At 52.7% G+C, this 22,086-nt stretch carries 20 protein-coding genes; all 20 read right to left on the bottom strand.

Going from position 1 to position 22,086, the window contains the following annotated elements:
* Nucleotides 1-64 precede the first annotated feature (64 nt).
* Nucleotides 65-448 (bottom strand): TIGR02530 family flagellar biosynthesis protein, encoded by a 384-nt coding sequence (locus tag ACLD72_RS22970; RefSeq protein WP_411001727.1) that lies wholly within the window; start codon nucleotides 446-448, stop codon nucleotides 65-67.
* Nucleotides 445-966 carry a flagellar hook capping FlgD N-terminal domain-containing protein gene (locus tag ACLD72_RS22965; protein ID WP_411001728.1) on the bottom strand — a complete coding sequence of 174 codons (522 nt, stop codon included), beginning with the start codon at nucleotides 964-966 and terminating at the stop codon, nucleotides 445-447. Before ACLD72_RS22965 ends, ACLD72_RS22970 begins: the two co-directional genes overlap by 4 nt.
* Before the next feature lie 18 nt (nucleotides 967-984).
* A complete protein-coding gene (locus ACLD72_RS22960) occupies nucleotides 985-2,409 on the bottom strand; it encodes a flagellar hook-length control protein FliK (protein ID WP_411001729.1) in 1,425 nt (474 codons plus the stop codon).
* Nucleotides 2,410-2,453: 44 nt separating this feature from the next.
* Complete coding sequence (locus tag ACLD72_RS22955) at nucleotides 2,454-3,395, bottom strand: MotE family protein (protein WP_411001730.1); 942 nt, start codon at nucleotides 3,393-3,395, stop codon at nucleotides 2,454-2,456.
* Nucleotides 3,396-3,441: 46 nt separating this feature from the next.
* Complete coding sequence (fliJ, locus tag ACLD72_RS22950) at nucleotides 3,442-3,885, bottom strand: flagellar export protein FliJ (RefSeq protein ID WP_251588267.1); 444 nt, start codon at nucleotides 3,883-3,885, stop codon at nucleotides 3,442-3,444.
* Nucleotides 3,886-3,895: 10 nt separating this feature from the next.
* Entirely contained in the window at nucleotides 3,896-5,212 is a 1,317-nt protein-coding gene (fliI, locus tag ACLD72_RS22945) for a flagellar protein export ATPase FliI (protein ID WP_251588269.1), read from the bottom strand.
* On the bottom strand, nucleotides 5,196-6,053 hold the full coding sequence (locus ACLD72_RS22940) for a FliH/SctL family protein (RefSeq protein WP_411001731.1): 858 nt from the start codon (nucleotides 6,051-6,053) through the stop codon (nucleotides 5,196-5,198). Before ACLD72_RS22940 ends, fliI begins: the two co-directional genes overlap by 17 nt.
* On the bottom strand, nucleotides 6,046-7,062 hold the full coding sequence (gene fliG, locus ACLD72_RS22935; protein ID WP_128633161.1) for a flagellar motor switch protein FliG: 1,017 nt from the start codon (nucleotides 7,060-7,062) through the stop codon (nucleotides 6,046-6,048). The genes ACLD72_RS22940 and fliG overlap by 8 nt, the downstream gene beginning before the upstream one ends.
* Nucleotides 7,063-7,073: 11 nt before the next feature.
* Entirely contained in the window at nucleotides 7,074-8,663 is a 1,590-nt protein-coding gene (gene fliF, locus ACLD72_RS22930; protein ID WP_411001732.1) for a flagellar basal-body MS-ring/collar protein FliF, read from the bottom strand.
* Between the two features lie 31 nt (nucleotides 8,664-8,694).
* Nucleotides 8,695-9,003, bottom strand: a complete 309-nt coding sequence (fliE, locus tag ACLD72_RS22925) for a flagellar hook-basal body complex protein FliE (protein ID WP_411001733.1) — start codon at nucleotides 9,001-9,003, stop codon at nucleotides 8,695-8,697.
* A gap of 43 nt (nucleotides 9,004-9,046) precedes the next feature.
* On the bottom strand, nucleotides 9,047-9,496 hold the full coding sequence (gene flgC / locus ACLD72_RS22920; RefSeq protein WP_411001734.1) for a flagellar basal body rod protein FlgC: 450 nt from the start codon (nucleotides 9,494-9,496) through the stop codon (nucleotides 9,047-9,049).
* Nucleotides 9,497-9,501: 5 nt separating this feature from the next.
* A complete protein-coding gene (gene flgB, locus ACLD72_RS22915; protein WP_411001735.1) occupies nucleotides 9,502-9,909 on the bottom strand; it encodes a flagellar basal body rod protein FlgB in 408 nt (135 codons plus the stop codon).
* Nucleotides 9,910-10,341: 432 nt separating this feature from the next.
* Nucleotides 10,342-11,745: an ATP-dependent protease ATPase subunit HslU gene (hslU, locus tag ACLD72_RS22910; protein ID WP_411001736.1), complete on the bottom strand. Its 1,404-nt coding sequence runs from the start codon at nucleotides 11,743-11,745 to the stop codon at nucleotides 10,342-10,344.
* A gap of 40 nt (nucleotides 11,746-11,785) precedes the next feature.
* On the bottom strand, nucleotides 11,786-12,328 hold the full coding sequence (gene hslV, locus ACLD72_RS22905) for an ATP-dependent protease subunit HslV (RefSeq protein WP_411001737.1): 543 nt from the start codon (nucleotides 12,326-12,328) through the stop codon (nucleotides 11,786-11,788).
* 526 nt (nucleotides 12,329-12,854) lie between these two features.
* Nucleotides 12,855-14,174, bottom strand: coding sequence for an FADH(2)-oxidizing methylenetetrahydrofolate--tRNA-(uracil(54)-C(5))-methyltransferase TrmFO (trmFO, locus tag ACLD72_RS22900; protein WP_411001738.1), 1,320 nt, complete (start codon nucleotides 14,172-14,174; stop codon nucleotides 12,855-12,857).
* A 99-nt stretch (nucleotides 14,175-14,273) separates the two neighbouring features.
* On the bottom strand, nucleotides 14,274-16,376 hold the full coding sequence (topA, locus tag ACLD72_RS22895) for a type I DNA topoisomerase (RefSeq protein ID WP_251588291.1): 2,103 nt from the start codon (nucleotides 16,374-16,376) through the stop codon (nucleotides 14,274-14,276).
* Nucleotides 16,377-16,453: 77 nt separating this feature from the next.
* Nucleotides 16,454-17,539, bottom strand: coding sequence for a DNA-processing protein DprA (gene dprA / locus ACLD72_RS22890; protein WP_411001739.1), 1,086 nt, complete (start codon nucleotides 17,537-17,539; stop codon nucleotides 16,454-16,456).
* A 110-nt stretch (nucleotides 17,540-17,649) separates the two neighbouring features.
* Nucleotides 17,650-18,579, bottom strand: coding sequence for a succinate--CoA ligase subunit alpha (gene sucD / locus ACLD72_RS22885; RefSeq protein ID WP_411001740.1), 930 nt, complete (start codon nucleotides 18,577-18,579; stop codon nucleotides 17,650-17,652).
* A 33-nt stretch (nucleotides 18,580-18,612) separates the two neighbouring features.
* Nucleotides 18,613-19,773: an ADP-forming succinate--CoA ligase subunit beta gene (sucC, locus tag ACLD72_RS22880; protein ID WP_411001741.1), complete on the bottom strand. Its 1,161-nt coding sequence runs from the start codon at nucleotides 19,771-19,773 to the stop codon at nucleotides 18,613-18,615.
* A 1,388-nt stretch (nucleotides 19,774-21,161) separates the two neighbouring features.
* Nucleotides 21,162-22,086, bottom strand: a 925-nt coding sequence (locus tag ACLD72_RS22875) for a transposase (protein ID WP_458476173.1), incomplete at its 5' end; no start/stop codon positions are given.

The raw sequence follows: 22,086 nt of genomic DNA, 5'->3' as shown, positions 1-22,086 counted from the left end.
TAGTTTGGTAGTAGCCGCTTCAGTCGATCCGCGGCTGTTGGCTTTCCGTATCCGGTCCAGCCAATCAAGAAATAATAACGGCGCTATCGATCTGCGTAAAAACGTTGTCCTTCATGCTGTTGCCGTCCATGGCCGTCACAACCGTACGATTGCTGATGTTTACAATCAGCGCCATATCCTTCATTAAGATCAGCGAATCTTTAGCCCCTTTTGCGGCCGCGCTGTCAATCGCCGATTTAATTTGATGAAGCTGCTCCGGTCTAATCTCGATTCCCCGCTGCTCCAAACGCTTTACGGCGTGGTTGCTGAAATGAATCAGCTGGTCCGCAAGCATATCCTTGAAGGGCGATTCTCCCGGAACGTTCGTTTGCGGGCCTTTCCCTGATGATAAAGAGCTTGGCGGAATTCTTCCCGGATATAGATGCCCGATTTTTACCGGATCACTCATGACTCATCAGTTCCTTGATCAGGTTCATTTGGCTCATCCGGGGTATCCGGCTCTGCAGCAGGATTTCCAACCTGCTGTACATCGGAGATTTTGATTTCCTTGTCCCCGACTTTCACATAATGAACTCCGTCCCGAACGATGATGGAGTCGACTATCCCGCTATCGGTCTCGACAATAACTTCACCTTTTCCCGTTTTTACATCATAATTTCCGGTTTTCGTCTCTACGACCCAGGTGACTTCCTTACCGATCAAGCCGGACTCATTCCCTAAAGATTCTTGCATGGCGGCGAGTTGGTCCGAAATGTTTACAAGCTGCTCCAACGAAGTGAACTGCGCCGTTTGTGCGACAAATTGGGCGTTGTCCATTGGTGATAACGGATCCTGGTATTGCAGCTGAGTGATCATTAATTTCAGAAAATCGTCCTTGCCTAGCTCATTGCTCTTTGTGCTGGACTTTTTCGTATTCGTTTGCGAATAACCCGGCCACGAAATATTGCCCGTATATGCATCAGCCACGGAACTGCCTCCTTTCTACTATGCTCTTGCGCTAAAGGAGCTGCCAAAACCTTGTTCCTTCTCCCGCACCTCGGCAATCCACTCGTTCCACTCCTCATTTAAATCACGGGTTGCCAAAACATCTTCCTCGACCAGCGTACGGCGTCTTTCGCTTTGCTGCTGTTGTCCTGCTCCGCCGCCGGATTGCTGCCCGTTATGGTACATATGCGAAGACAACGCGGTATTTTGCGTCACTTCCAGCTTGTTCACCTGCAGCCCCTGAGATTGCAGCGCCGAACGAAGCTGTGACATTTGCTGTTCCAGCGATTCTTTGGCAAATACGTGCTCGGTCATAAACTGCGCCGTTAGTTGGCCGCCTTGCATCGTAATCTTCACATCAACCTGGCCTAAATGTTCAGGGTAGAGCGAAATTCTAGCTTCGGACACGCCTTGCAGCTTAACGATTTCCAGCTTGTTTACCAGAAAACCGCTCATCTCTTTAGCGAAATTCTCCACAGGTACCGGGCGTGGCGTATGCTTTACGGAAGCAACGCCGGCATCCCGAAACGCAAGCTGTCCCGCTGTAATGATATTGCCCGCTTGAAGCGGACTATCCACATCCGCATGATCCGCAGGTTCGGCCTCAACAGCGCTGAGCTCGTCCGCGGCACTAGCGGCAACGGAAAATTGCGATTTCACGGACTCTGTTTTAGGCTGATTCACCACAACGGTCTGCGGATTTTCGCCTTTCAGGGAGTCCCCATTTCCGTTTTGCCCCATATTCCCTTGGCTGTTCGTTTCCGCAGGTTTGTTCCCCGAAACCAAGTTATGCACACTTGGAAGCTCGGCAGCTTTGCCACTGGTTTGTGCCTGTTCGGAGGATTCCGGAATACTGTCCAGCACGTTTTGCAGCGAATCCAGCAATGCTTGAGTTTGGGAAGGGGAAACCGCGTTCGTCGCCCCCGAAATCGACTGCGCATCAGGTTGGGCGGTCAGCAGTTGAGCCAGTGCATCCTGCACGGCAAAGCGTACCGTTTCCGGATGCTGTGCCAAGGCCAGAATTTCAGCGGCGCCATCCGCTCCGGTTTCATCCGCCTGTGGCACGATCAAGCTCTGGAAGTTCTGCAGCCAGCCCTGGAGCGCCTCAAGCAGCGACGGGTTATCCTGAAGCGCATCGTCCAGCTTCGGAAGCTGCCTCAGCAATCCTTCGATCATCGACAGAAGGCTATCATTCACATTTTCTTCTTGAGTGCTTCCATCGCTCTGCATACCTGCCAAAGCGAGCATTTGGACATTGGCTTGCCCTGTTCCCAGGCCCGCATTTCCCAGCAGCATCGAAACCAGCTTTTGATCAAACGATTGCCCGTTTCCTTGGCCGGTTGCCGCGCTGACACCATTTCCGCCAACTGTGTAAACCAACACATTAGCCGCGGTTCCCGAATTTATCGATACCGATTGACCCATTTCTTTTTCACCTCCTTTCATGAACGGTTGCCCGCCGTTTAATCTCATTTGGCTAGCAGCTGATTCAAAATTTTGACCGAGGTTTTTTCGTCGGTTTTCGTCATGTTTTCCAAAATTTTCGAGCGGGTGTTATCATCGATGGCCTTCAAAATTTTCAAGCCTTTGTCCGGACTGACTTTGTAAGTTTGCAAAATCAACTGGGAAGCGGCGTCGGCCGACATGGAAGCAAACGTCTGGCTAAGCTGGGCATCGTCCAATCCTTTGGCCGAACCCGCCGCCGCGGCTTCCGAGGCAGCATCCTTCTTAAGCCGTGACTGCAGCGCGGCGATCGCCAAATCATCCGATGACTTCACATCCTTGAGCTTGATCGAAATATCCGCCGCTTTTTGCGGATCCATTTTTTCCAGAATCGCCACTTTGCTTTCATTGCTCATCGCGTTAAGCATTTGCAGCATTTCGTCCGTCGTTAAATTGCCGAAAATGGCTGCCGCTTTACTGGGGCTCATTTCCGCATACAGCTGAGCCAGCTTTTTTACTTCCTTTTGATAAGCTTCGGCTTCGGCAGCCTGTTGTTCCTCGGCCGATTGCTGCTTCGCCGCGGCTAGTTCTTGCTCAAGCTGCTTCGCCTTGTCCTGCTGCTCCGCAGCTTGCTGATTCGCCGCCTGCAGCTCCGTTTGCTGACGGGCAACCTGTTCCTTCAATTCCTTAACCGTAGCGTCCGTGCTTTCTTGCTGCTTCTTCACATCCGTTGCCGCAGTTGCCTTTTCTCCATCGGTCAGTTCGGGATCGGGCACGAAGTTGCTAATAAACGGCACTTTGTTCCCGATATCCAGCAGCGTATTCCGAAAGTTCGTGTTAAACAGATATAGCAGCACCGCAAAAAGAACAACCGTAAACAGGATCGGCGTCATGAAAAACAGAAAACGCGAGAATCCGCCGCCCGATTCTTCCAGCTCTTCCTCCAGCTTCAGCTCCGTCTTAGCCATTTGCTTTCCTCCTTCGAAAAACCCATAATTATCGCCCGCACAAAATTTAACGGGCTTTCATGGCAAACCGGACGGTGGCCATCTCATCCAGCTCGTTTTGTTCCCGAAGAAGCATTTCGTGCTGAAATTTTTCTTTCGCTTTTTCTTTGGCTTTCATCCAAACTTTTTCGTCCAGCAATTTCCCGTTTAAAATCGCCTTCTTGTGCTCCACGTTCAATTCGGCGCGTTTGACATCCCCCAGTTTACGGGTGATGGACTGCTCGATATATTCCATATACCGTTGAAGTTCCTGGAGCTTCTGCATCGAAGCGCTATTTTCCATTTCACATTGAATGGCCGAAGCGGTTCTGGCCTGTTCCTCGAACAACTGCTCCAAGGAACGCTGTTCCGACTGCAGCTCCCCGACGGCGGCGGACAACATCCATTCAGCTTGCGTCTTCTCGTTTGATTTCAAATCCAAAACTTTCTGATAGACGTAACGGAATTTCATCCTTTAAGGGTCATCTCCTTGCAAATTCGGAAATTAAGCGTTCTTGCGCTTCGGCGAGCGTTACCTTTTCGTTCACTTTCTGTTTCGAAAAAGCCCAAATGCTCTGTAGGTATTCCATCGCTTCGTCGATGTCGGCATTGGACCCCCGCTGGTAAGCGCCGATGTTGATCAAATCCTCGGAATCTTTGTACACCGCCAGCAGCCTTTTGTAATTTTCGGCCGCCTCGTTTTGCTCCTCCGGCACGATGTCTTTCATAACCCGGCTGATGCTCGCCAAAATGTCGATGGCCGGGAAATGTCCTTTGTTCGCTATGCCCCGGTTCAGCACGATATGTCCGTCCAAAATCCCCCTCACCGCGTCGGCGATCGGCTCATTCATATCGTCGCCGTCAACCAGCACGGTATAAAAAGCGGTAATCGATCCGGTCGGCCCGGTCCCCGCCCTTTCCATCAGCTTGGGCAGCGCGGCGAATACCGAAGGCGTATACCCTCTCATCGCCGGCGGCTCGCCAATGGCAAGTCCCACTTCGCGCAGCGCCATCGCATAACGCGTCACCGAATCCATCATCAGCATGACGTTCAGGCCTCGATCGCGAAAATATTCAGCAATCGTCGTAGCGATGAGCGCTCCTTTCATCCGGATCAAAGCAGGCTGGTCCGAAGTGGCCACGATAACAACGGATCGCTCCAGGCCTTCAGGCCCAAGGTCCCGTTCAATGAAGTCCAGCACCTCGCGGCCGCGTTCCCCTACCAAAGCGATCACATTGACGTCCGCCGCCGTATTCCGGGCAATCATTCCCATCAAGGTACTTTTACCTACCCCGGAACCAGCGAAAATACCTACCCGCTGTCCTTTGCCGATCGTCAGCAATCCGTCGAGCGCCCGGACCCCGATACTGATCGGTTCGGCTACGCGTGGGCGATTGAGCGGGTTCATCGGCTTGTTAAAGGTCGAGTAGTGGCCCATCCGCGAAGGCAAAAGCGAACCGTCGAGCGGTTGGCCCAAACCGTCCAGCACTTTGCCCAAAAGCTCGGATCCCACCTGCACAGTGAGCGGCTTTCCGGTTCCGACCACATCGCATCCGGGACCGATGGACTGGAGTTCACCCAGCGGCATCAGCAGCACTTTGTTGTCCCGAAACCCGACAACTTCGGCCTGCAGCGGTTGTGACGCTTTAGTCGGATAGATATAGCACACGTCGCCGATGCTGGCATCAGGTCCTTCGGATTCGACCATAAGGCCTATGACTTGAGTGACCTTGCCGTTGATCCGGACCGGATCAAGCTGCCTGAGATGGTCGATATAACGTTCAGCGTTCACGCTCATCGTTTGTCTGCCCCCGCTCTTCCGCCTGCATCGCGATGCGCACCAGCTCTTTTTTGATTTCGGTCAATTGCGTATCGATGCGGGCATCCACGCTGCCGAATGCGGAACGAATCACACAGCCCCGGTCTTTTACGGTCGGATCCGGCAAAATTTGCAGCTCCGCTTGCGAATCGATCGCCAGGCTGAGTTCCTCTCTGGCCGCCTGCACGAAAGCAAAGTGAACGGGTGAAACGCATAACGTAAGAATGCCTTGCTCCCGTTTGCGCGCCAAGCTTTTCTTGATCAGCTCCAGCGTAAAATCCGGATCGACGCTCAGCTGCTTATCGATAACTTTCTCGGCGATCGCGCTGCTAAGCTCCACAAGAAACGGTTCAGCCTCCTGAATGATCCGTTCTTTCTCTACGTAAGCCTGCTGCAGTACGGCTCCCGCTTCCTGCATCATTTCGTCAATTTTGGCCTTCAAAGCCAGCTCCGCTTGAACTTTGCCTTCCTCAAACCCTTGGCTGAAGCCTTCCGATTTGACTGCTTCTATTAAATGCTCATCCTGCTCACGGCGCTCCTGCCACCAAGTTTCGATTTGCTCCCGGGCTTCGGCAAGCAGTTGCTCGGCTTGTTCCGACGCTTCCCTTACCTGACGTTCAGCAAACTCCTTGGCATCGTCAAGCATTTGCTTGCGGATTTGTTCCGCGGCGATATCTTCCGGCGATGGAACATCTTCCTCTACGGCAGGGGTCTCCACTTTATCATGCTGATCCAAGGGAGTCTCGAACGATTTCGCCAAATTGAGCTGTTTCAGAACTTCCACCGGAACGTACTGCGACACCTTAATCAAATTAGACAATGATGTCATCTCCTCCGCCACGGGCGATGATGATCTCACCAGCTTCTTCCAATCTGCGGATCGTAGCTACGATGCGGGTCTGTGCTTCTTCGACATCACGCAGCCGCACAGGTCCCATGTATTCCATTTCTTCCTTGAACGTCTCGGACATCCGCTTCGACATATTGCGGAAAACGGCTTCCCGGACTTCTTCGCTGGCCACTTTGAGGGCAAGCTGCAGATCCGCGTTTTCGATGTCGCGAATAATCCGTTGGATCGAGCGGTTGTCGATGTTGACGATATCTTCGAAAACAAACATCCGCTTTTTGATCTCTTCGGCCAGCTCCGGATCTTGAATTTCCAACGAATCGAGAATCGTTCTTTCCGTGCCCCGGTCGACCCCGTTCAAAATTTGCACGATCGACTCGATGCCGCCCGCGCTGGTGTAGTCCTGAGTTACGGTAGCGGACAGCTTTTGTTCCAGGACACGTTCAACCTGAGAAATCACTTCCGGAGACGTGCTGTCCATCACGGCGATTCTTCTGGCAACCTCCGCCTGCTTCTCCTGCGGCAAAGAGGAGAGAATAGCCGCCGCCTGCTCAAATTGCAGATAGGACAAAACAAGGGCAATCGTCTGAGCATTCTCGTTCTGAATAAAGTTTAAAATTTGGTTCGGGTCCGCCTTGCGGGCAAAGTCGAAAGGTCTCACCTGCAAGGTCGCCGTCAACCGATTGATGATGTCCAGCGCCTTGGACTGCCCCAGCGCCTTCTCCAAAATCTCCTTGGCGTAATTGATGCCGCCCTGCGTAATATACTCCTGGGCCAGACAAATCTGGTGGAACTCGGCCATGATCATCTCTTTTTCCACGCTGTCCACTTTGCGGACGTTGGCGATTTCAAGCGTCAATTGCTCGATTTCCTCATCGCGCAGATGTTTAAAAATTTCCGCCGATACCTCAGGTCCAAGCGTGATCAACAATATGGCCGCTTTCTGTCTCCCGGTTAACACCGTGCTCGTTGTTTTTGACAATGCGTTCACCTCTAATCGTCAGCTAGCCATGTGCGAAGCAAGTTAACGAATTCCTCCGGCTTCTTCTTGGCCAGCGTCTCCAGTTGTTTGCGCACTTGGTTCTCATTCGTGACCGAATCCAAATTAATGGACGGGAATTCCGGAGTGAGAGGCATCGAAATTTCTTCTTCCTCTTCTGCCAGTTGTTGCTTGCGGCGACGGCGGAACAAGACGAATCCAATGCCTGCCAGTGCCAACAGAGCCGCCGCGCCAACTCCCCATACTACCGGGCTTGAGAGGCTCAGACCCGTATTCGGCTCAACGTTGCTAAGAAATGGTTGCGAAACAACTGAAACTTTTCGCTGTAGTTCAGCGTCTGTATATGTAGTACCGGAATCGGCAAGATATGAACCCACGATGTTGCTCAAAATATTTTCGATGGCCAAGCGGGTCGTATCGTCCAATGCTTGCTGTCCGTTGGGTGGTTCAACGGCAACGTTGATGGTTAAATCCTTAATGACGTAAGGGCTGGCAACAATATCCTTCGTAATCCGATTGACTTCGTAATTGATCGTCGAGGACGATTCCTCCGAAGAAGAGCCGCCGCTGGACTGGGCCGAAGGGTAATTTACGACATCCTGCTGGCCGGTTCCCGGGACTCCGCTATCAGGACTTGCCGTGCCCGTGTAGCTCTTTTGCACCTTTTGCGCGCTGATTTCGATCCCTTTCATATTTTCGGTATCGACCGGCGTCACCAGATTGTCTTTTTGCGTCACTTGGTCAAAATTAAGTTTGGATGCGACCAGCACCTCAATTTTGTCCGGTCCCGTCAGTCTGGAAAGGAACTGTTTCACACTCTGGCGAACATCGCTCTCAAATTTTTTCTGCAAGGCCATGTTCTCCTGAACCGCCGCCGACAGCGTGCCGCTTGTCCCGCCTTGTCCGCTGGGCAATAGTACGGTATCATCGCTGGATGACATGGAGATGTTTTCAACCGGCAAATTCGGTACCGATGTCTTGACTAGATTAAAGTATCCGTCGATAGCCTCCTGGTTTGCACGATATCCCGGATTGAAGGTGAGGACGACGGAAGCCGTCGCTTTTTCCTGCTCGTCCGGACTGGCAAACACGTTTTCTGCCGGAAGATTGATCAATACCTTGGCGTCCTTGACACCCTGCATCTGTTTCAGCAGTTGTTCAACTTCGCCGTTCAAAGCGTTTTTGTACTTAACGTTGAACTCATTATCCGTCATGCCGATCAGTGAAGAGCTTTCGTTAAAAGATTCCAGTCCGATAGAGCCGCTTTTGACGATCCCTTGGGACCCAACGTCCACTTTTACGCGGGACGCGTTTTTGCTTGGAACCGAAATCGCCGTTCCGTCCGGACTCAGCTTGTAAGGGATGCCCCCGGATTCCAAATAATTGATAATCCCGGCAGCATCGGTCGAATCCAGGTCCGTAAAAGCTACTTCATACTCCGTTTTGGAGAATTGGATCGTCATCAGGATCACGGCGAGCAATACGAATGCGATTGTAGCGAGCAATAATGTTTTCTGTTTTTTGCTGAATTGGTTCCAGTACCCGGTTAATCGGTCACGGTACTGAGCGATTCTCTCATTCACAATGTCACCTCATCCGAAGCATCTAAAATCGTTAAATTTGCGTACGCATGATTTCTTGGTAAGCTTCTATCACTTTATTGCGTACTTGCGTCGTCAACTGCAAACTTAACAAAGCTTGCTCTGAGGCGATCATCATCTGGTCGGCGCTTGCATTTCCGAGCATAAATTGATCATTTACTTTCTGGGCGTTCACTTCCTGCGCGGCCACTCCGTCCAACGCATCGCTCAAATAAGAACTGAAGTTCCTAATCGATTCGGCGGGAGTAGGCGTCTGCGGTTTGTTTGGCAGCTGCGGCCCCACCAGCGGTTTGATGGCGTCAAAGCTCATTCTCTCAATCAAAGGTCAACACTCCTAACTGCTTGATGTCTAGCTTGCTTTATTACTATTTGCCTATTTGCAGCGCTTTGGTGATCATCGCTTTGCTGGCGTTCAGCACCGTTACGTTAGCTTCATAGGACCGGGTAGCCGAAATCATGTCCACCATTTCTTTCAAAATGTCCACGTTCGGCATGTATACATACCCTTCGCTATTCGCGTCGGGATGCGTCGGATTGTACACCGGTTTAAAAGGAGCGGAGTCTTCTTGAATCTTCGTAATTTTGACCCCTTGGCCGTTAAATCCGCCCTCAAGAGCGGAGCTCAGCGCACTGCCAAAGTCCGCTTCCTTAGGAGCCATGACGACGGTTTTTCTGCGATAAGGAACCGCTTGGCCGTTTTCGATTCTCGCTCTCGTCGTCTCGGCGTTGGCGATGTTTGAGGAAATGACGTCCATACGGAGACGCTGCGCAGTTAGTGCGGAAGAACTAATGCTGAAACTGTTGCTGATTGTCACTTTGTTTATCTCCCTTCTACAGCCGTGCGTTTCATTTTGACCATGTAATTAAGCTGTTCGATGTAAGAATTGTACCGAAGTTGGTTTTCGGCAAGTTGGGTCATCTCGCTGTCGATGTCCACGTTGTTTTGGTTGTTGTTCATGATCGTGCTCTCATCCGTCAGGACTTTCGGCTCCGGAATACCCGTCGGCGGCCCTATTTCGAAATGTCTGGAATCAGTTCTTTTGCCCTGCAAGGCAGGCATGCCGCCATTCAGTTCGCCCTGCAGCAAGCTTTCAAAAGAAACGCTTGAACGCTTATAATAGGGGGTGTCCTCATTGGCGATATTATTGGAAATAACCCCTTGCCGAAGATTGGCGGCCTCTAATGCAGACTCTAGTCTGTTAAATCCCAACCCATTCAACAATTGCACCTTATTTCCCCCCTTTAAGTCTCATATGAGCAGTTAATCATCATAATTCAACAAACAGATCATAAATCCTCTTTTTTTCGACATATTTTTGCTATTTTTTGTCTTTCTTGCTGTCTTTCTTATGTCCTAGTTAGTGAAAAATTTTCATGATGTCATATATCCTAAGTTTCATGGAGATTCGACATTATTACAATAAGAAAAAAGCCCTATCTTTGGGACGTAATTAGTTACTTTTTTCATTATTTGAAGTTATTTCTATAAAACAGCCAGCATTCGACAATTTTCAATCAAACTAAAATTTATCAACTTTGTCGGAATAACAAAAAGACCACGCCTATTTTCATAGGTTGGTGGTCTTTCTTGAAGAATTTGTGAAAAAAGTGTCAGGTCCTGGGTAAAAAAGCCGAGAACATCAAAATAACGTCGAAAAACTCACAAAATGAACTGGCTCAAATCACGATCCTGGGCAATTTCTCCTAATTTTTCCCTTACGTATTCCGGAGTGATCACCATTTTTTCCAACGTCAGTTCCGGTGCTTCAAAGGACAAATCCTCCAGCAACTTTTCCAGAATGGTATGCAGTCTTCTTGCCCCGATGTTTTCGGTGTTGGCATTTACGGCGGCGGCGATTCTGGCGATTTCCCGAATGGCTTCGTCGGAAAATTCAATCTCCAGATTCTCCGTGCGCAGCAGTTCAATGTACTGTTTGGTAAGAGCGTTTTGCGGCTCCGTCAAAATCGAAACAAAATCGTCCAGCGACAAGCTGCTGAGTTCCACGCGAATCGGGAAACGCCCCTGCAATTCGGGAATCAAATCCGACGGTTTGGCGATATGGAACGCTCCGGCGGCGATAAACAAAATATAATCGGTTTTGATCGGACCGTATTTCGTCATTATCGTCGAACCTTCGACGATCGGCAAAATATCGCGCTGCACGCCTTCGCGGGAAACATCCGGTCCGGATCCTTGCCCCCGGCTGGCTACTTTATCGATTTCGTCGATAAAAATAATCCCGCTCTGCTCCGCTCTCGTGATCGCCTCTTGGATAAGATCATCATGGTCGATCAGCTTGGCGGCTTCTTCTTGCGTCAGCACTTTGCGCGCTTCTTTCACGGTCAATTTTCTTTTTTTGGTGCGCTTGGGCAAAAGGTTCCCGAACATTTCCTGCATGTTGATCCCGAGCTGGTCATTGCCTTGTCCGGCAAACATGTCCATCATCGTAGGCGCATTGTCCTCCACTTCGACCTCGACGATATCGTCTTCGAGCTGGCCGGCAAGCAGCTTGAAGCGGACTTGGCGGCGGCGCTCGACGAGGCTGCCGTCCTCCTCGGTTTGCTCTTGGGCCGGGACACTGCCCTGGTTTCCGCCTCCGAACAGCATTTCGAATGGATTACGCCCGCTTTTGGCCTTGTTTTCGGAAGGAACCAGAATGTGGACGAGCCGCTCATTAGCAAGCTCCTCCGCCTTGTCTTTGACCTTTTCGGTACGCTCCAGCTTTACGGTGCGGATGGCCGTTTCAATCAGATCCCGGACCATCGATTCAACATCCCGGCCGACGTAACCGACCTCGGTAAATTTGGTAGCCTCCACTTTCACAAACGGCGCTCCCACCAGTTTGGCGAGACGGCGGGCGATTTCCGTTTTGCCGACCCCTGTCGGACCGATCATCAGCATGTTCTTCGGCACGATTTCATCCTGCACCTCTTCGTGGAGCAGGCTTCGCCGGTAGCGGTTCCGCAAGGCTACAGCCACGGATTTTTTCGCTTGTTTCTGGCCCACGATGTATTTATCCAGCTCTGCGACGATTTGTCTTGGCGTTAAATTTTTCTCGCTCACGATACGTCCCTCCTGAGAAAATAATGTGGCCTAGGCCGCTTTAAAGCTCTTCCACGATAATGTTGCTGTTCGTATACACGCAAATTTCCGAGGCGATCTGCAAGGACTCCCGGACGATGTCTTTGGCTTCCATTCCACCGGCATGCCGTTTGAGCGCCCGGGCCGCCGAAAGCGCAAAGTTGCCGCCCGAGCCGATGGCCAGCACGTCATCATCCGGCTCGATGATTTCTCCGCCGCCGGAAATGAGCAGCATCCCCGAATGGTCCATCACGATCATCAGTGCCTCCAGCTTGCGCAGCACCCGATCCTGACGCCAATCTTTGGCGAGCTCGACGGCAGCCCGTTGCAAATTGCCATGGTGTTCTTCCAGCTTGCCTTCAAATTTCTCAAACAGCGTAATCGCATCGGCTACCGAACCCGCAAACCCGGCGAGCACCTGCCCCCGGTATAAACGGCGGACTTTTTTAGCGGTCTGCTTCATCACAACGTTTTCGCCAAAAGTGACCTGGCCGTCGCCCGCAATCGCCCCCTTGCCGTTATAACGAACGGCGCAGATCGTTGTAGCGTGAAAAGTCGGAATCATTTGTATCGCCTTCCTTTCTTTTTATCATCTCAACCCTCCCAAACCCTCCCTTACCGTAAGGGAGGGCTCCAAGGGCCCGCTGCCCTTTGGATACCCGCAAAGGGGACTAACGTGGGAGGTACTGTGGCGCTCCTTAGCGCTCTCCCTTCGGGATTCGCTTGAACTTCGTGCTGGGAACGCTTTTCTCCCCTTCGGGGTACGTCTTACTTTGGGTGTTCCTGGGTTACCTGCTTTGAACTAACGTGGGAGGCACTGTGGCGCTCCTTAGCGCTCTCCGTGCGGGATTCGCTTGACTTTGTGTTTGGAACGCTTTTCTCCCCTTCGGGGTACGTCTTACTTAGGGCGCTCCCGGGTTACCTGATTTGGAACTAACGTAGGAGTTACTGAGGCGCTCCCTAGCGCTCTCCCTTCGGGAATCGCTTGACTACGAGCTGGCAACAGACGTTTTTTTTAACGCTAGTTCTATGTTATGACTTAATGAGCTTGCTGGATTCCCTTTTGTACATAGAGTGCAAAAAAACGGTGGTTAGCCCAACCGTTCTTCTGTCATAAAGGTTCTCAAGCTTTGCAGCGCACGCTGGGCGAGCGCTTCGTTTTTCTCGGCTTTTTTGCGGTAGCGGGTGTCCAGCTTCGGGAACAGGCCGAAATTGGCATTCATCGGCTGGAAGTGTTCGAAGTCCGCGGTTGTAATGTACCGCGCCATGCTGCCGAGGGTGGTGTCCGCGGGGAGGACGATGCCTTCGGCGCCGGAAGCGGCGCGGGCGGCGTTGATGCCGGCGATCAGACCGGAGGCGGCGGACTCAACGTAACCCTCGACGCCGGTCATCTGGCCGGCGAAAAAGAGCGTTGGGCGCGCCTTCAGCTGATACGTCGGGTCAAGCAGCTTCGGCGAATTGATGAATGTGTTGCGGTGCATGACGCCGTAGCGGACGAATTCGGCGTTTTCCAGGCCCGGGATCATCGAGAAGACGCGTTTTTGCTCGCCCCATTTCAAATGGGTCTGGAAACCCACCAGGTTGTACAGCGTCCCCGCGGCGTTATCCTGGCGAAGCTGTACAACAGCGTGAGGGAGCGTGCCGGTATGCGGGTTAACGAGGCCTACGGGCTTCATCGGCCCGAATAACGCGGTCTGCTTGCCGCGCTGCATCATGACTTCAATCGGCATGCAGCCTTCGAAATACACTTCTTTTTCGAATTCCTTGAGCTGGGCCACTTCGGCGGAAATCAGCGCTTCATAGAATGCATCAAATTCCTCCTCTGTCATCGGGCAGTTGAGATAAGCGGCTTCGCCTTTATCGTAGCGGGAGGCGAGATACACTTTGCTCATATCGATCGAGTCCTTCTCCACGATCGGGGCGGCGGCGTCATAAAAATAAAAGTAATCCTCGCCGGTCAGCCGCTTGATTTGCTCCGAAAGCGCGGGAGACGTGAGCGGGCCGGTCGCGATCACGACGACGCCTTCCTGCGGGATCTCCTGGATCTCCTCGTTCACCACTTCGATCAGCGGATGCTCGCGCAGCGTACGCGTAATTTCTCCGGAGAAGCCATCGCGGTCCACCGCCAACGCTCCGCCCGCCGGGACCGCATTGCGGTCGGCGGCGCCAAGCACAAGCGAATTCAGCATCCGCATCTCTTCCTTCAGCACGCCGACGGCGTTGGTTAGGCCATTGGCCCGCAGCGAATTGCTGCAGACGAGCTCAGCAAATTTATCCGTGTGGTGAGCCGGGGTTTTTACGACCGGACGCATTTCGTAAAGCACGACGGGGACGCCGCGGCTCGCGATTTGCCAAGCCGCTTCGCTGCCCGCCAGCCCCGCGCCGATAACCGTTACTTTATTGTTATTCATAAGAGTTAAATCCCCCCAAGTCTCCTGCTGAGTATCTTAGATGATTTCCCGCTTCAAATATTGATTCGTACGATATTGGTTCAAGCGGGAGGCCGTGGTTTAATCATCGGCTCCGTCGTCGTTTTCCTCGATGGCCTCCACGTAGTCGCAGGAAGTGCATTGCAGCTTTCCACCCTGCTTGTTCCGCTTCTCTACGAGCAGCGAACCGCATTTCGGGCAAGGCTTCGGCGACGGCTTATCCCAGGATACGAAATCGCATTCCGGATAACGATCGCAGCCGTAAAAAATCCGCCCCTTCTTGCTGCGCCGCTCCACCACATGGCCTTCCTTGCATTTCGGGCAAGTTACGCCGATATCCTTGACGATCGGCTTCGTGTTCCGGCAATCCGGGAACCCCGAACAGGCCAGGAACTTGCCGAACCGTCCCAGCTTATACACCATCGGTTTGCCGCATTTCTCGCAAATTTCGTCGGAAACCTCGTCTTCGATCTCGATTTCCTTCATCTCTTCCTCGGCCACGCTCAGCCGCTTCTCGAACGATTCGTAGAATTCGCTAAGCACCCGGACCCAATCCTCGGCGCCATCTTCCACATGGTCAAGATCTTCCTCCATATGGGCCGTAAACTCCACATCGAGAATTTCCGGGAAAAATTGCTCCATTTGCTCGATGACCAGCTCGCCCAACTCGGTAGGCACAAACTTCTTCTCCTCAATGGCGACGTATCCGCGTTTTTGGATCGTCTCCAGGGTCGGCGCATAGGTACTTGGGCGTCCGATGCCCAGTTCTTCCAACGTTTTGACGAGGCGGGCCTCCGTATACCGTGGCGGTGGCTGGGTGAAGTGCTGCTTTGGCTCGATCTCTTCCGTGATCAGCTTATCCCCTTGCGCCAGCGGCGGCAAAAACTTGTCATCGTCGTTGGCGCTGCCGTCGTCGTTGCCTTCCACATACAGCTTCATAAATCCCGGAAAGCGGATTTTCGACCCGACGGCTCGGAACGTTGCTTCGCCTGCAGCGATATCGACGGACAACGTATCCAGCACGGCCGAGGACATCTGGCTGGCCATAAAGCGGTCCCAAATCAGCTTATACAGCCGATACTGGTCTCGGCTGGTGAATTCCTTGACCGATTCTGGATCGCGCATCGCCGACGTCGGGCGGATCGCTTCGTGGGCATCCTGAGCGCCGGCCGCTTTCTTCGAGTACTGGCGCGGCGATTCGGGAGCGTAGTCTTCGCCGTACTTGCCCAGGATATATTCCTTCGCTTCCTCCTGCGCCGACGCGGCAATCCGGGTCGAGTCGGTACGCATGTAGGTAATCAAGCCGACGGTGCCTTCCTTCCCAAGGTCAACGCCTTCATACAGCTGCTGGGCGACCGACATCGTTTTGGCGGCGCGGAAATTCAGCTTGCGGGCCGCTTCCTGCTGCAGGGAGCTGGTCGTAAACGGAGCGGCCGGATGGCGCAGACGTTCCTTCTCCTTGACCTCGGCAACACTGAATTTGGCTTTGTCGATCGATTGTAAAATCTCCTTAACCTGCTGCTCGCTCTTTAGCTCAAGCTTCTCACCCCGGAATTGATGAAACTTCGCTTCGAACGAGGATTCTCCGGTTTTTAGCCTCGCCGTAATACTCCAGTATTCCTCGGGTACAAACGCGGAGATTTCGTTTTCCCGGTCCAAAATGATCTTGACGGCAACCGATTGAACGCGGCCGGCCGACAAGCCTTTTTTGACCTTTTTCCACAGCAGCGGGCTGATCTTGTAACCGACGAGCCGGTCCAAAATGCGTCTGGCCTGCTGCGCGTTCACCAAATCCATATTGATCTTGCGCGGGCTTTTAAACGCATCCTTCACCGCCTGCTTCGTAATCTCATTAAATACGACGCGGCACGTTTCCTTTTCATCCACGTCCAGGACATGGGCCAAATGCCAGGCTATCGCTTCTCCTTCGCGATCGGGGTCGGCTGCCAGATAGATTTTTTTGACCTTTTTACTGGCATCCTTCAATTCTTTTAACACGGAACCCTTCCCACGGATCGTAATATACTTCGGACTGAAGTCGTTCTCAACTTCAACCCCAATTTGGCTTTTGGGTAAATCGCGAACATGGCCCATTGAGGCTTTCACGATGTATTTGCTGCCTAGGTATTTGCCAATCGTTTTCGCCTTGGCAGGCGATTCCACGATGACGAGTGAATCCGCCACAGGTTCGTCCTCCTCTCAAACATACAAACTTCCATCTGATATAGTCATATATTCAGCCACTCTCGGTTAGGAATGGACTATATTAGTTGATACACGGAGCCAGGGAGCTGGACCACCGTTTTTTTCATGATTAAAGATAACAGAACTGAATGTAAAAGTCCAAAATCCCATTCCGTTTTTACAAGCAATTCGTCAAAACTGACGATTCCCTGCTCCAACATATGGTATATGCGCCGCTCCTCATCTGTCAACTTGTTTGCGTTTTCCCCAGTTTGGACAGGCATTTCGGGCGCAGAAAAGATGGGACCATATTCCTCCCAAATATCTTGGGCGCAGGTTACGATTTTCGCTCCCTGCTTCAGCAGCGCCAGCGTACCGCGACTTTTGGGCGAGGTGATCGGGCCGGGCACGGCAAACACATCCCGGTTCGCATCCAGCGCCCAATCCGCCGTGATGAGCGAACCACTGCGGGCGTCCGCCTCCACGACCACCGTACCGCGGCTGACCCCGGCGATGATCCGGTTGCGCTGCGGAAACATGCCGGGATGGCCCGGCGTGCCGATCGGGTATTCGGAGACGATCAGCCCCTGCTCCGCAATGCTGCGGTACAGGGAGGCGTTTTCCGGCGGATAGGCGACATCGATGGCCGTTCCCAGCACGGCGATTGTCGAGCCGCCCGCCCGGAGCGCGGCCTCATGGCTGATCCCGTCAATCCCGCGGGCCAAACCGCTGACGACCGTAATGCCGTGGCTGCACAGCTCCTCCGCCAGCTGCACGGCAATCTTGCGCCCATAGGCCGTAGGCAGACGCGTTCCTACGACGGCTACCGACAGGGTGGAGAGCAGCCGGGGCTCGCCCAGCGTATACAGCACCCAAGGCGGGCGGGCGATTTCTTCCATTAATACAGGATACTCCGCATCAAAACGGGTGATCGCTCGAACTTTTTTACGCCTTATCAGCTCCAGCCGAGATTCGATCCAGCCCAAGGTGAAAAGCTTGGACATTTGCAAGGCCAGCTCGGAATCGAGCCCCCGCTCCATCCAATCCGCGGAGCTAAAGTCCGGCGCCCCCTCCCAACCGGGCCGGGACAGGATGCCTTGAATCCTCTTCCAGCCAAGTCCGGGGCTTTCGTGCAGCCCCACCAAAATCCATTTTTTCTCCATGTCCATTCCTCCATTCAGATGTATGCCAGGACAACAAAAAAAGCAACCTTCCCGCCGCAATGGGCCAATAGAAGGTTGCTTACCTTTTCCTTAATTATACCAAATAAAAATCAATGTGTCGTGCAGGCTTCGAGCAAACCGCGTTCTTCAAGCACACTGACGAGCGTGGCACCCATTTCCGAAGGGGTAGGGGCCACTTTGATGCCACAAGCCTCAAGCTTGGCTATTTTTTCCTTCGCCGTGCCTTTCCCGCCGGAAATGATCGCGCCGGCATGGCCCATCCGTTTCCCCGGAGGCGCCGTAACGCCGCCGATGAAACCGACGACAGGTTTCGTCATATTTTCCTTAATCCATTCGGCCGCTTCCTCTTCCGCCGTGCCGCCGATTTCCCCAATCATGATGACGGCATGCGTGCTCTCGTCTTCATTAAACCGGCGCAAAATGTCGATAAACTCCGATCCCTTGACCGGGTCGCCGCCGATGCCGACGGCCGAGGATTGCCCGATACCGCGGGTTGTAAGCTGATGCACGGCTTCGTACGTCAGCGTGCCGCTCCGCGATACGACGCCGACATGGCCCGGAAGATGAATGTATCCCGGCATAATGCCGATTTTACATTCCCCCGGGGTGATTACGCCAGGGCAGTTTGGACCGATCAGCACGGTGTTTTTTCCTTCCATATAACGTTTGACTTTAACCATATCGAGCACCGGAATCCCTTCCGTAATGCAAATGACGAGCTCCATTTCCGCCTCTACGGCTTCAAGGATGGAATCGGCCGCGGCAGCCGGCGGCACGTAAATAACGCTGGCCGTCGCGCCGGTAGCGGCTTTCGCTTCTTTCACCGTGTTAAAAACGGGCAGGCTGACCGTGCTCCCGTTTTCCAGCGCGATATCGACCTGGCTCCCCCCCTTGCCGGGCGAAGTCCCCCCCACCATTTGGGTGCCGTAATCCAGGGCGCCTTTGGCGTGAAACAGGGCGGTTTTGCCTGTAATCCCCTGGGTGATGACTTTTGTATTTTTATCGACCAAAATACTCATATTTCGAGCCTCCCCTTCATGGATAGGTAAAACTTAGGATACGAGCGAAACGATCTTTTGCGCGCCGTCGGCCATGGAGTCCGCGGATACGATCGCCAGCCCCGATTCGGCCAATATCCGCTTCCCGAGCTCGACATTCGTCCCTTCCAGGCGCACGACGAGCGGACGGTCCAGACTGACCTGTTTCGCCGCTTCCACGATGCCGGAAGCAATGACGTCGCATTTCATGATGCCGCCGAAAATATTGACGAAAATGCCCTTCACTTTGGCGTCGGACAAAATGATTTTGAACGCCTCCGTGACTTTCTCGGCCGTTGCGCCGCCCCCTACATCCAGGAAGTTGGCAGGGTCGCCGCCATAATATTTAATGATGTCCATCGTCGCCATCGCCAGGCCGGCCCCGTTAACCATGCAGCCGATGTTCCCATCGAGGGCGATGTAACTAAGATCGAATTTCGAGGCTTCGATTTCCTTTTCGTTTTCTTCTTCCAAATCGCGCAGCTCCAAAATGTCCTTGTGACGGAACAAAGCATTCGAATCGAAATTCAGCTTGGCGTCGAGCGCCAGCACATTGCCGTCTCCAGTCACGACCAGCGGGTTGATTTCCGCGATGGAGCAATCTTTGTCGATAAACGCATTGTACAAAGCCAGCATAAACTGCGCGGCTTTCCCGACGAGCTCGTTTGGAATGTTGATTGCAAAAGCCAACCGGCGCGCCTGGAACGGCGTAAGCCCTACCGCCGGATCGATCACTTCTCTGAAAATTTTCTCCGGCGTCGCTGCGGCCACTTCCTCAATTTCAGTGCCGCCTTCCTCGGAAGCCATCATCGTCACACGTCCGGTTCCCCGGTCCACGACGACGCCGACATAATATTCCTTCTTGATGTCGCAGCCCTGCTCGATCAGCAGGCGCTTAACCTCCTTGCCTTCCGGCCCCGTCTGATGCGTGACCAGCACTTTGCCGAGAAGCTCCTGTGCATAGCTTTTGACTTCGTCCAAATTTTTCGCAACTTTGACGCCGCCGGCTTTTCCCCGGCCCCCGGCGTGGATTTGCGCCTTGACGACGACAACAGGCGTACCCAGCGCTTCCGCCGCTTTCACGGCTTCGTCGGCCGTAAATGCCACCCGTCCTTCAGGAACGGCAACGCCGTACTGCTTCAGGACTTCTTTTCCTTGATATTCATGGATATTCATGCGTAAAAATCCTCCTATCAACAGGCGGTATTAGAGGTTAAAAAGCAAGCCCTCATCATGGAAACAACAGCTGAAACCCAGATTATTGTACCACTTTTTTAAAACGCTTTCCTTAAAAAGTTCATCATTTATACACAACTTTTTTATATCGTTTTCATCTCAAGTTGAGATGAATCATCACTAGACTCATTTCATCATTTTTAAGCGTGTATCCGCTGAAAAAAAGCTGGTTTTTGTCGGAACACACATCTCGCATTGAGATGAATTTCGACTTTTCCCGCAGCAATCCGCACGTTTGCCTCTATTGTTTCAATGTGAGAAATGTGTTTGCAAACCAGAAATAGCCGGCATCTGCGGCCGAATTTAGGTCTATATTCCTATGCTTATCATTAGTCGAAGGGACGTCAGAAGCTACTCTAAAAAAAAACACCCCCGTTCTATGCCACCCCGCTATAGGGCCGTCCCACTCAAGACCGTTCTGCGAAAAGCAAAAGTGCAGGCGATTTTTGTCGAACCCCCTCGAAAAGGGCAGTTCAACTGCAAAAGTGCAGTTCATTTCCGGTCATAAGCTACTTTTTATCCGATAGGCCCAAATGAGATGCACTATTGCACTTGATCCCATTCCAGCTACCTCGAAGGCGTCCTGATCCGCGTCTGAAAATTATAACATATAGAAAAGCGTCTATCGATGTACATTCAAAGAAGACAGAGAGCATTTAGCGGAAGTTTTCCCCGCGATTATAGAATTGTTCAGCTCCGCTGAAAACTTATAAACACAACATTCGCAGAGCAAAAATCAGCTTGAGTCCTTGAACTGAAGGTTCTCAAGAATTAAGATAGGCGGCTGGCAAAATAGAAAAACACCGCTCCGCTTGGCGAAGCAGGAGTGACGAGCTTCTACGATCAGACAGAAGAGGTGTCTTTCATTGTTATAGACCATCAACCCGACCTAAATCAACTGCCAAGGGCGTTGAAAGCTTGAGGATAGGGAAGACCGGTGGGTTGGGCGGCAGTTCAACACTCACTGTCCGGACGCTTTGCACGATTATCCCGTTTGATCAGGGTAGCGGAGAAATAGACAAGCTTGGGAGAAGAAAATATTTGGTGGAGAAGCAGGTAGGTTCGAGATAATTTAGACGGGCTTAGGAGAAGGAATCAGGTTTAGGGGAGGTGAAACAGACCGGACAAGAGATCAAGACAGGAGACCAAGGACAAGACGCGAGGGAAACGAAAAGACCATGATTTTGCTGTAGCCTGAACCCTTCCGTTTGCAGCAACGCGCACACCGTTCATGCTAGCTCGCACCAATCAAGTTGATCCGCATTAAGCTAACCCTTACCCATTAAGTTGATCTTCGTCAAACTCCCCCCGCCGTTCCAGCGTGTCGATCAGGCCGCAGCCGCAAGGGGCTGATTCGGTTGGCGCGCGATCAGCTGGCGGTAAGGGATCGCCGGAATCGCTACACATATGCGCAGCAACTTCTGCCGCATCGTTTCTTTCGCTCCGGGCAGGTGCAGCCGGCGGCGTCCGGTATACTCGTTGAGGTACGCCTGCAGATGCTTCAGTCCCAAGGCTATATATGTACTCTTCAACGATTCCCACGCTTCTCTCACCACTTTCCGCAAGGGCGCATACAGCCGATAGGCTAGAGGGAACGACTGCACCGCCGATGTACGGACATCCACATGCCCGTTGATGAGCGCAGCGAGTTCGAGACGGTTTGCTCTTTGTCCGTCTCCTCGCTTATGCGGCACCAGGCGGATTTTGACCTGCTTCGGCTCGCCCGACTCTGTCACTGTGCATCCCGCTACGACCGCCGAGGCATATGGATGGGAAAACTGACACCGGGACGGATCGCGCCCGTACAGATCGCTGTTCACCTTCACGTCTCCGCTTCTCAGCAACTTCTGGGTATCGAACTCCCCGACGGCATGGCGTATTTTGTGCAGCATCAACCAGGCGGTTTTGTAGGTGACCCGGATCACTTGGCTCAGCCGCATCGCCGAGATGCCGTCCTCAAGCAGGAACAAATCCAGGACCTTAAACCACTTGAGCAGGGGCAAATGTGTTCCTTCAAAAATCGTGCCGACCAAAGCCGACGTTTGATGTTTGCACTTTCCGCACTCGAACAAGGGGATATGCCGGGAAGTCAAACGACTGCACCGGGTGTGAGCGCAGCGCGGGCAGACGAAGCCGTTCGGCCACTTCATCGCGATTACCGCCTCCATGCAGACCTGCTCGCTGTTATAACGGCTGCTGAATGATTGAAGTTCCGTTCCCGCATTGACCTCCATGTTCGCTCGCCCCCGAATC

Source organism: Paenibacillus lacisediminis (assembly GCF_046567315.2).
This window is presented reverse-complemented; position numbering and strand designations above follow the sequence as displayed.

Coding starts and splice junctions, on each gene's coding strand:
- sucC (WP_411001741.1), bottom strand. CDS start 19,773: ATGAATATCCATGAATATCAAGGAAAAGAAGTCCTGAAGCAGTACGGC.
- ACLD72_RS22955 (WP_411001730.1), bottom strand. CDS start 3,395: ATGGCTAAGACGGAGCTGAAGCTGGAGGAAGAGCTGGAAGAATCGGGC.
- dprA (WP_411001739.1), bottom strand. CDS start 17,539: ATGGAGAAAAAATGGATTTTGGTGGGGCTGCACGAAAGCCCCGGACTT.
- fliI (WP_251588269.1), bottom strand. CDS start 5,212: ATGAGCGTGAACGCTGAACGTTATATCGACCATCTCAGGCAGCTTGAT.
- ACLD72_RS22960 (WP_411001729.1), bottom strand. CDS start 2,409: ATGGGTCAATCGGTATCGATAAATTCGGGAACCGCGGCTAATGTGTTG.
- hslV (WP_411001737.1), bottom strand. CDS start 12,328: ATGATTCCGACTTTTCACGCTACAACGATCTGCGCCGTTCGTTATAAC.
- ACLD72_RS22970 (WP_411001727.1), bottom strand. CDS start 448: ATGAGTGATCCGGTAAAAATCGGGCATCTATATCCGGGAAGAATTCCG.
- fliJ (WP_251588267.1), bottom strand. CDS start 3,885: ATGAAATTCCGTTACGTCTATCAGAAAGTTTTGGATTTGAAATCAAAC.
- sucD (WP_411001740.1), bottom strand. CDS start 18,579: ATGAGTATTTTGGTCGATAAAAATACAAAAGTCATCACCCAGGGGATT.
- trmFO (WP_411001738.1), bottom strand. CDS start 14,174: ATGAATAACAATAAAGTAACGGTTATCGGCGCGGGGCTGGCGGGCAGC.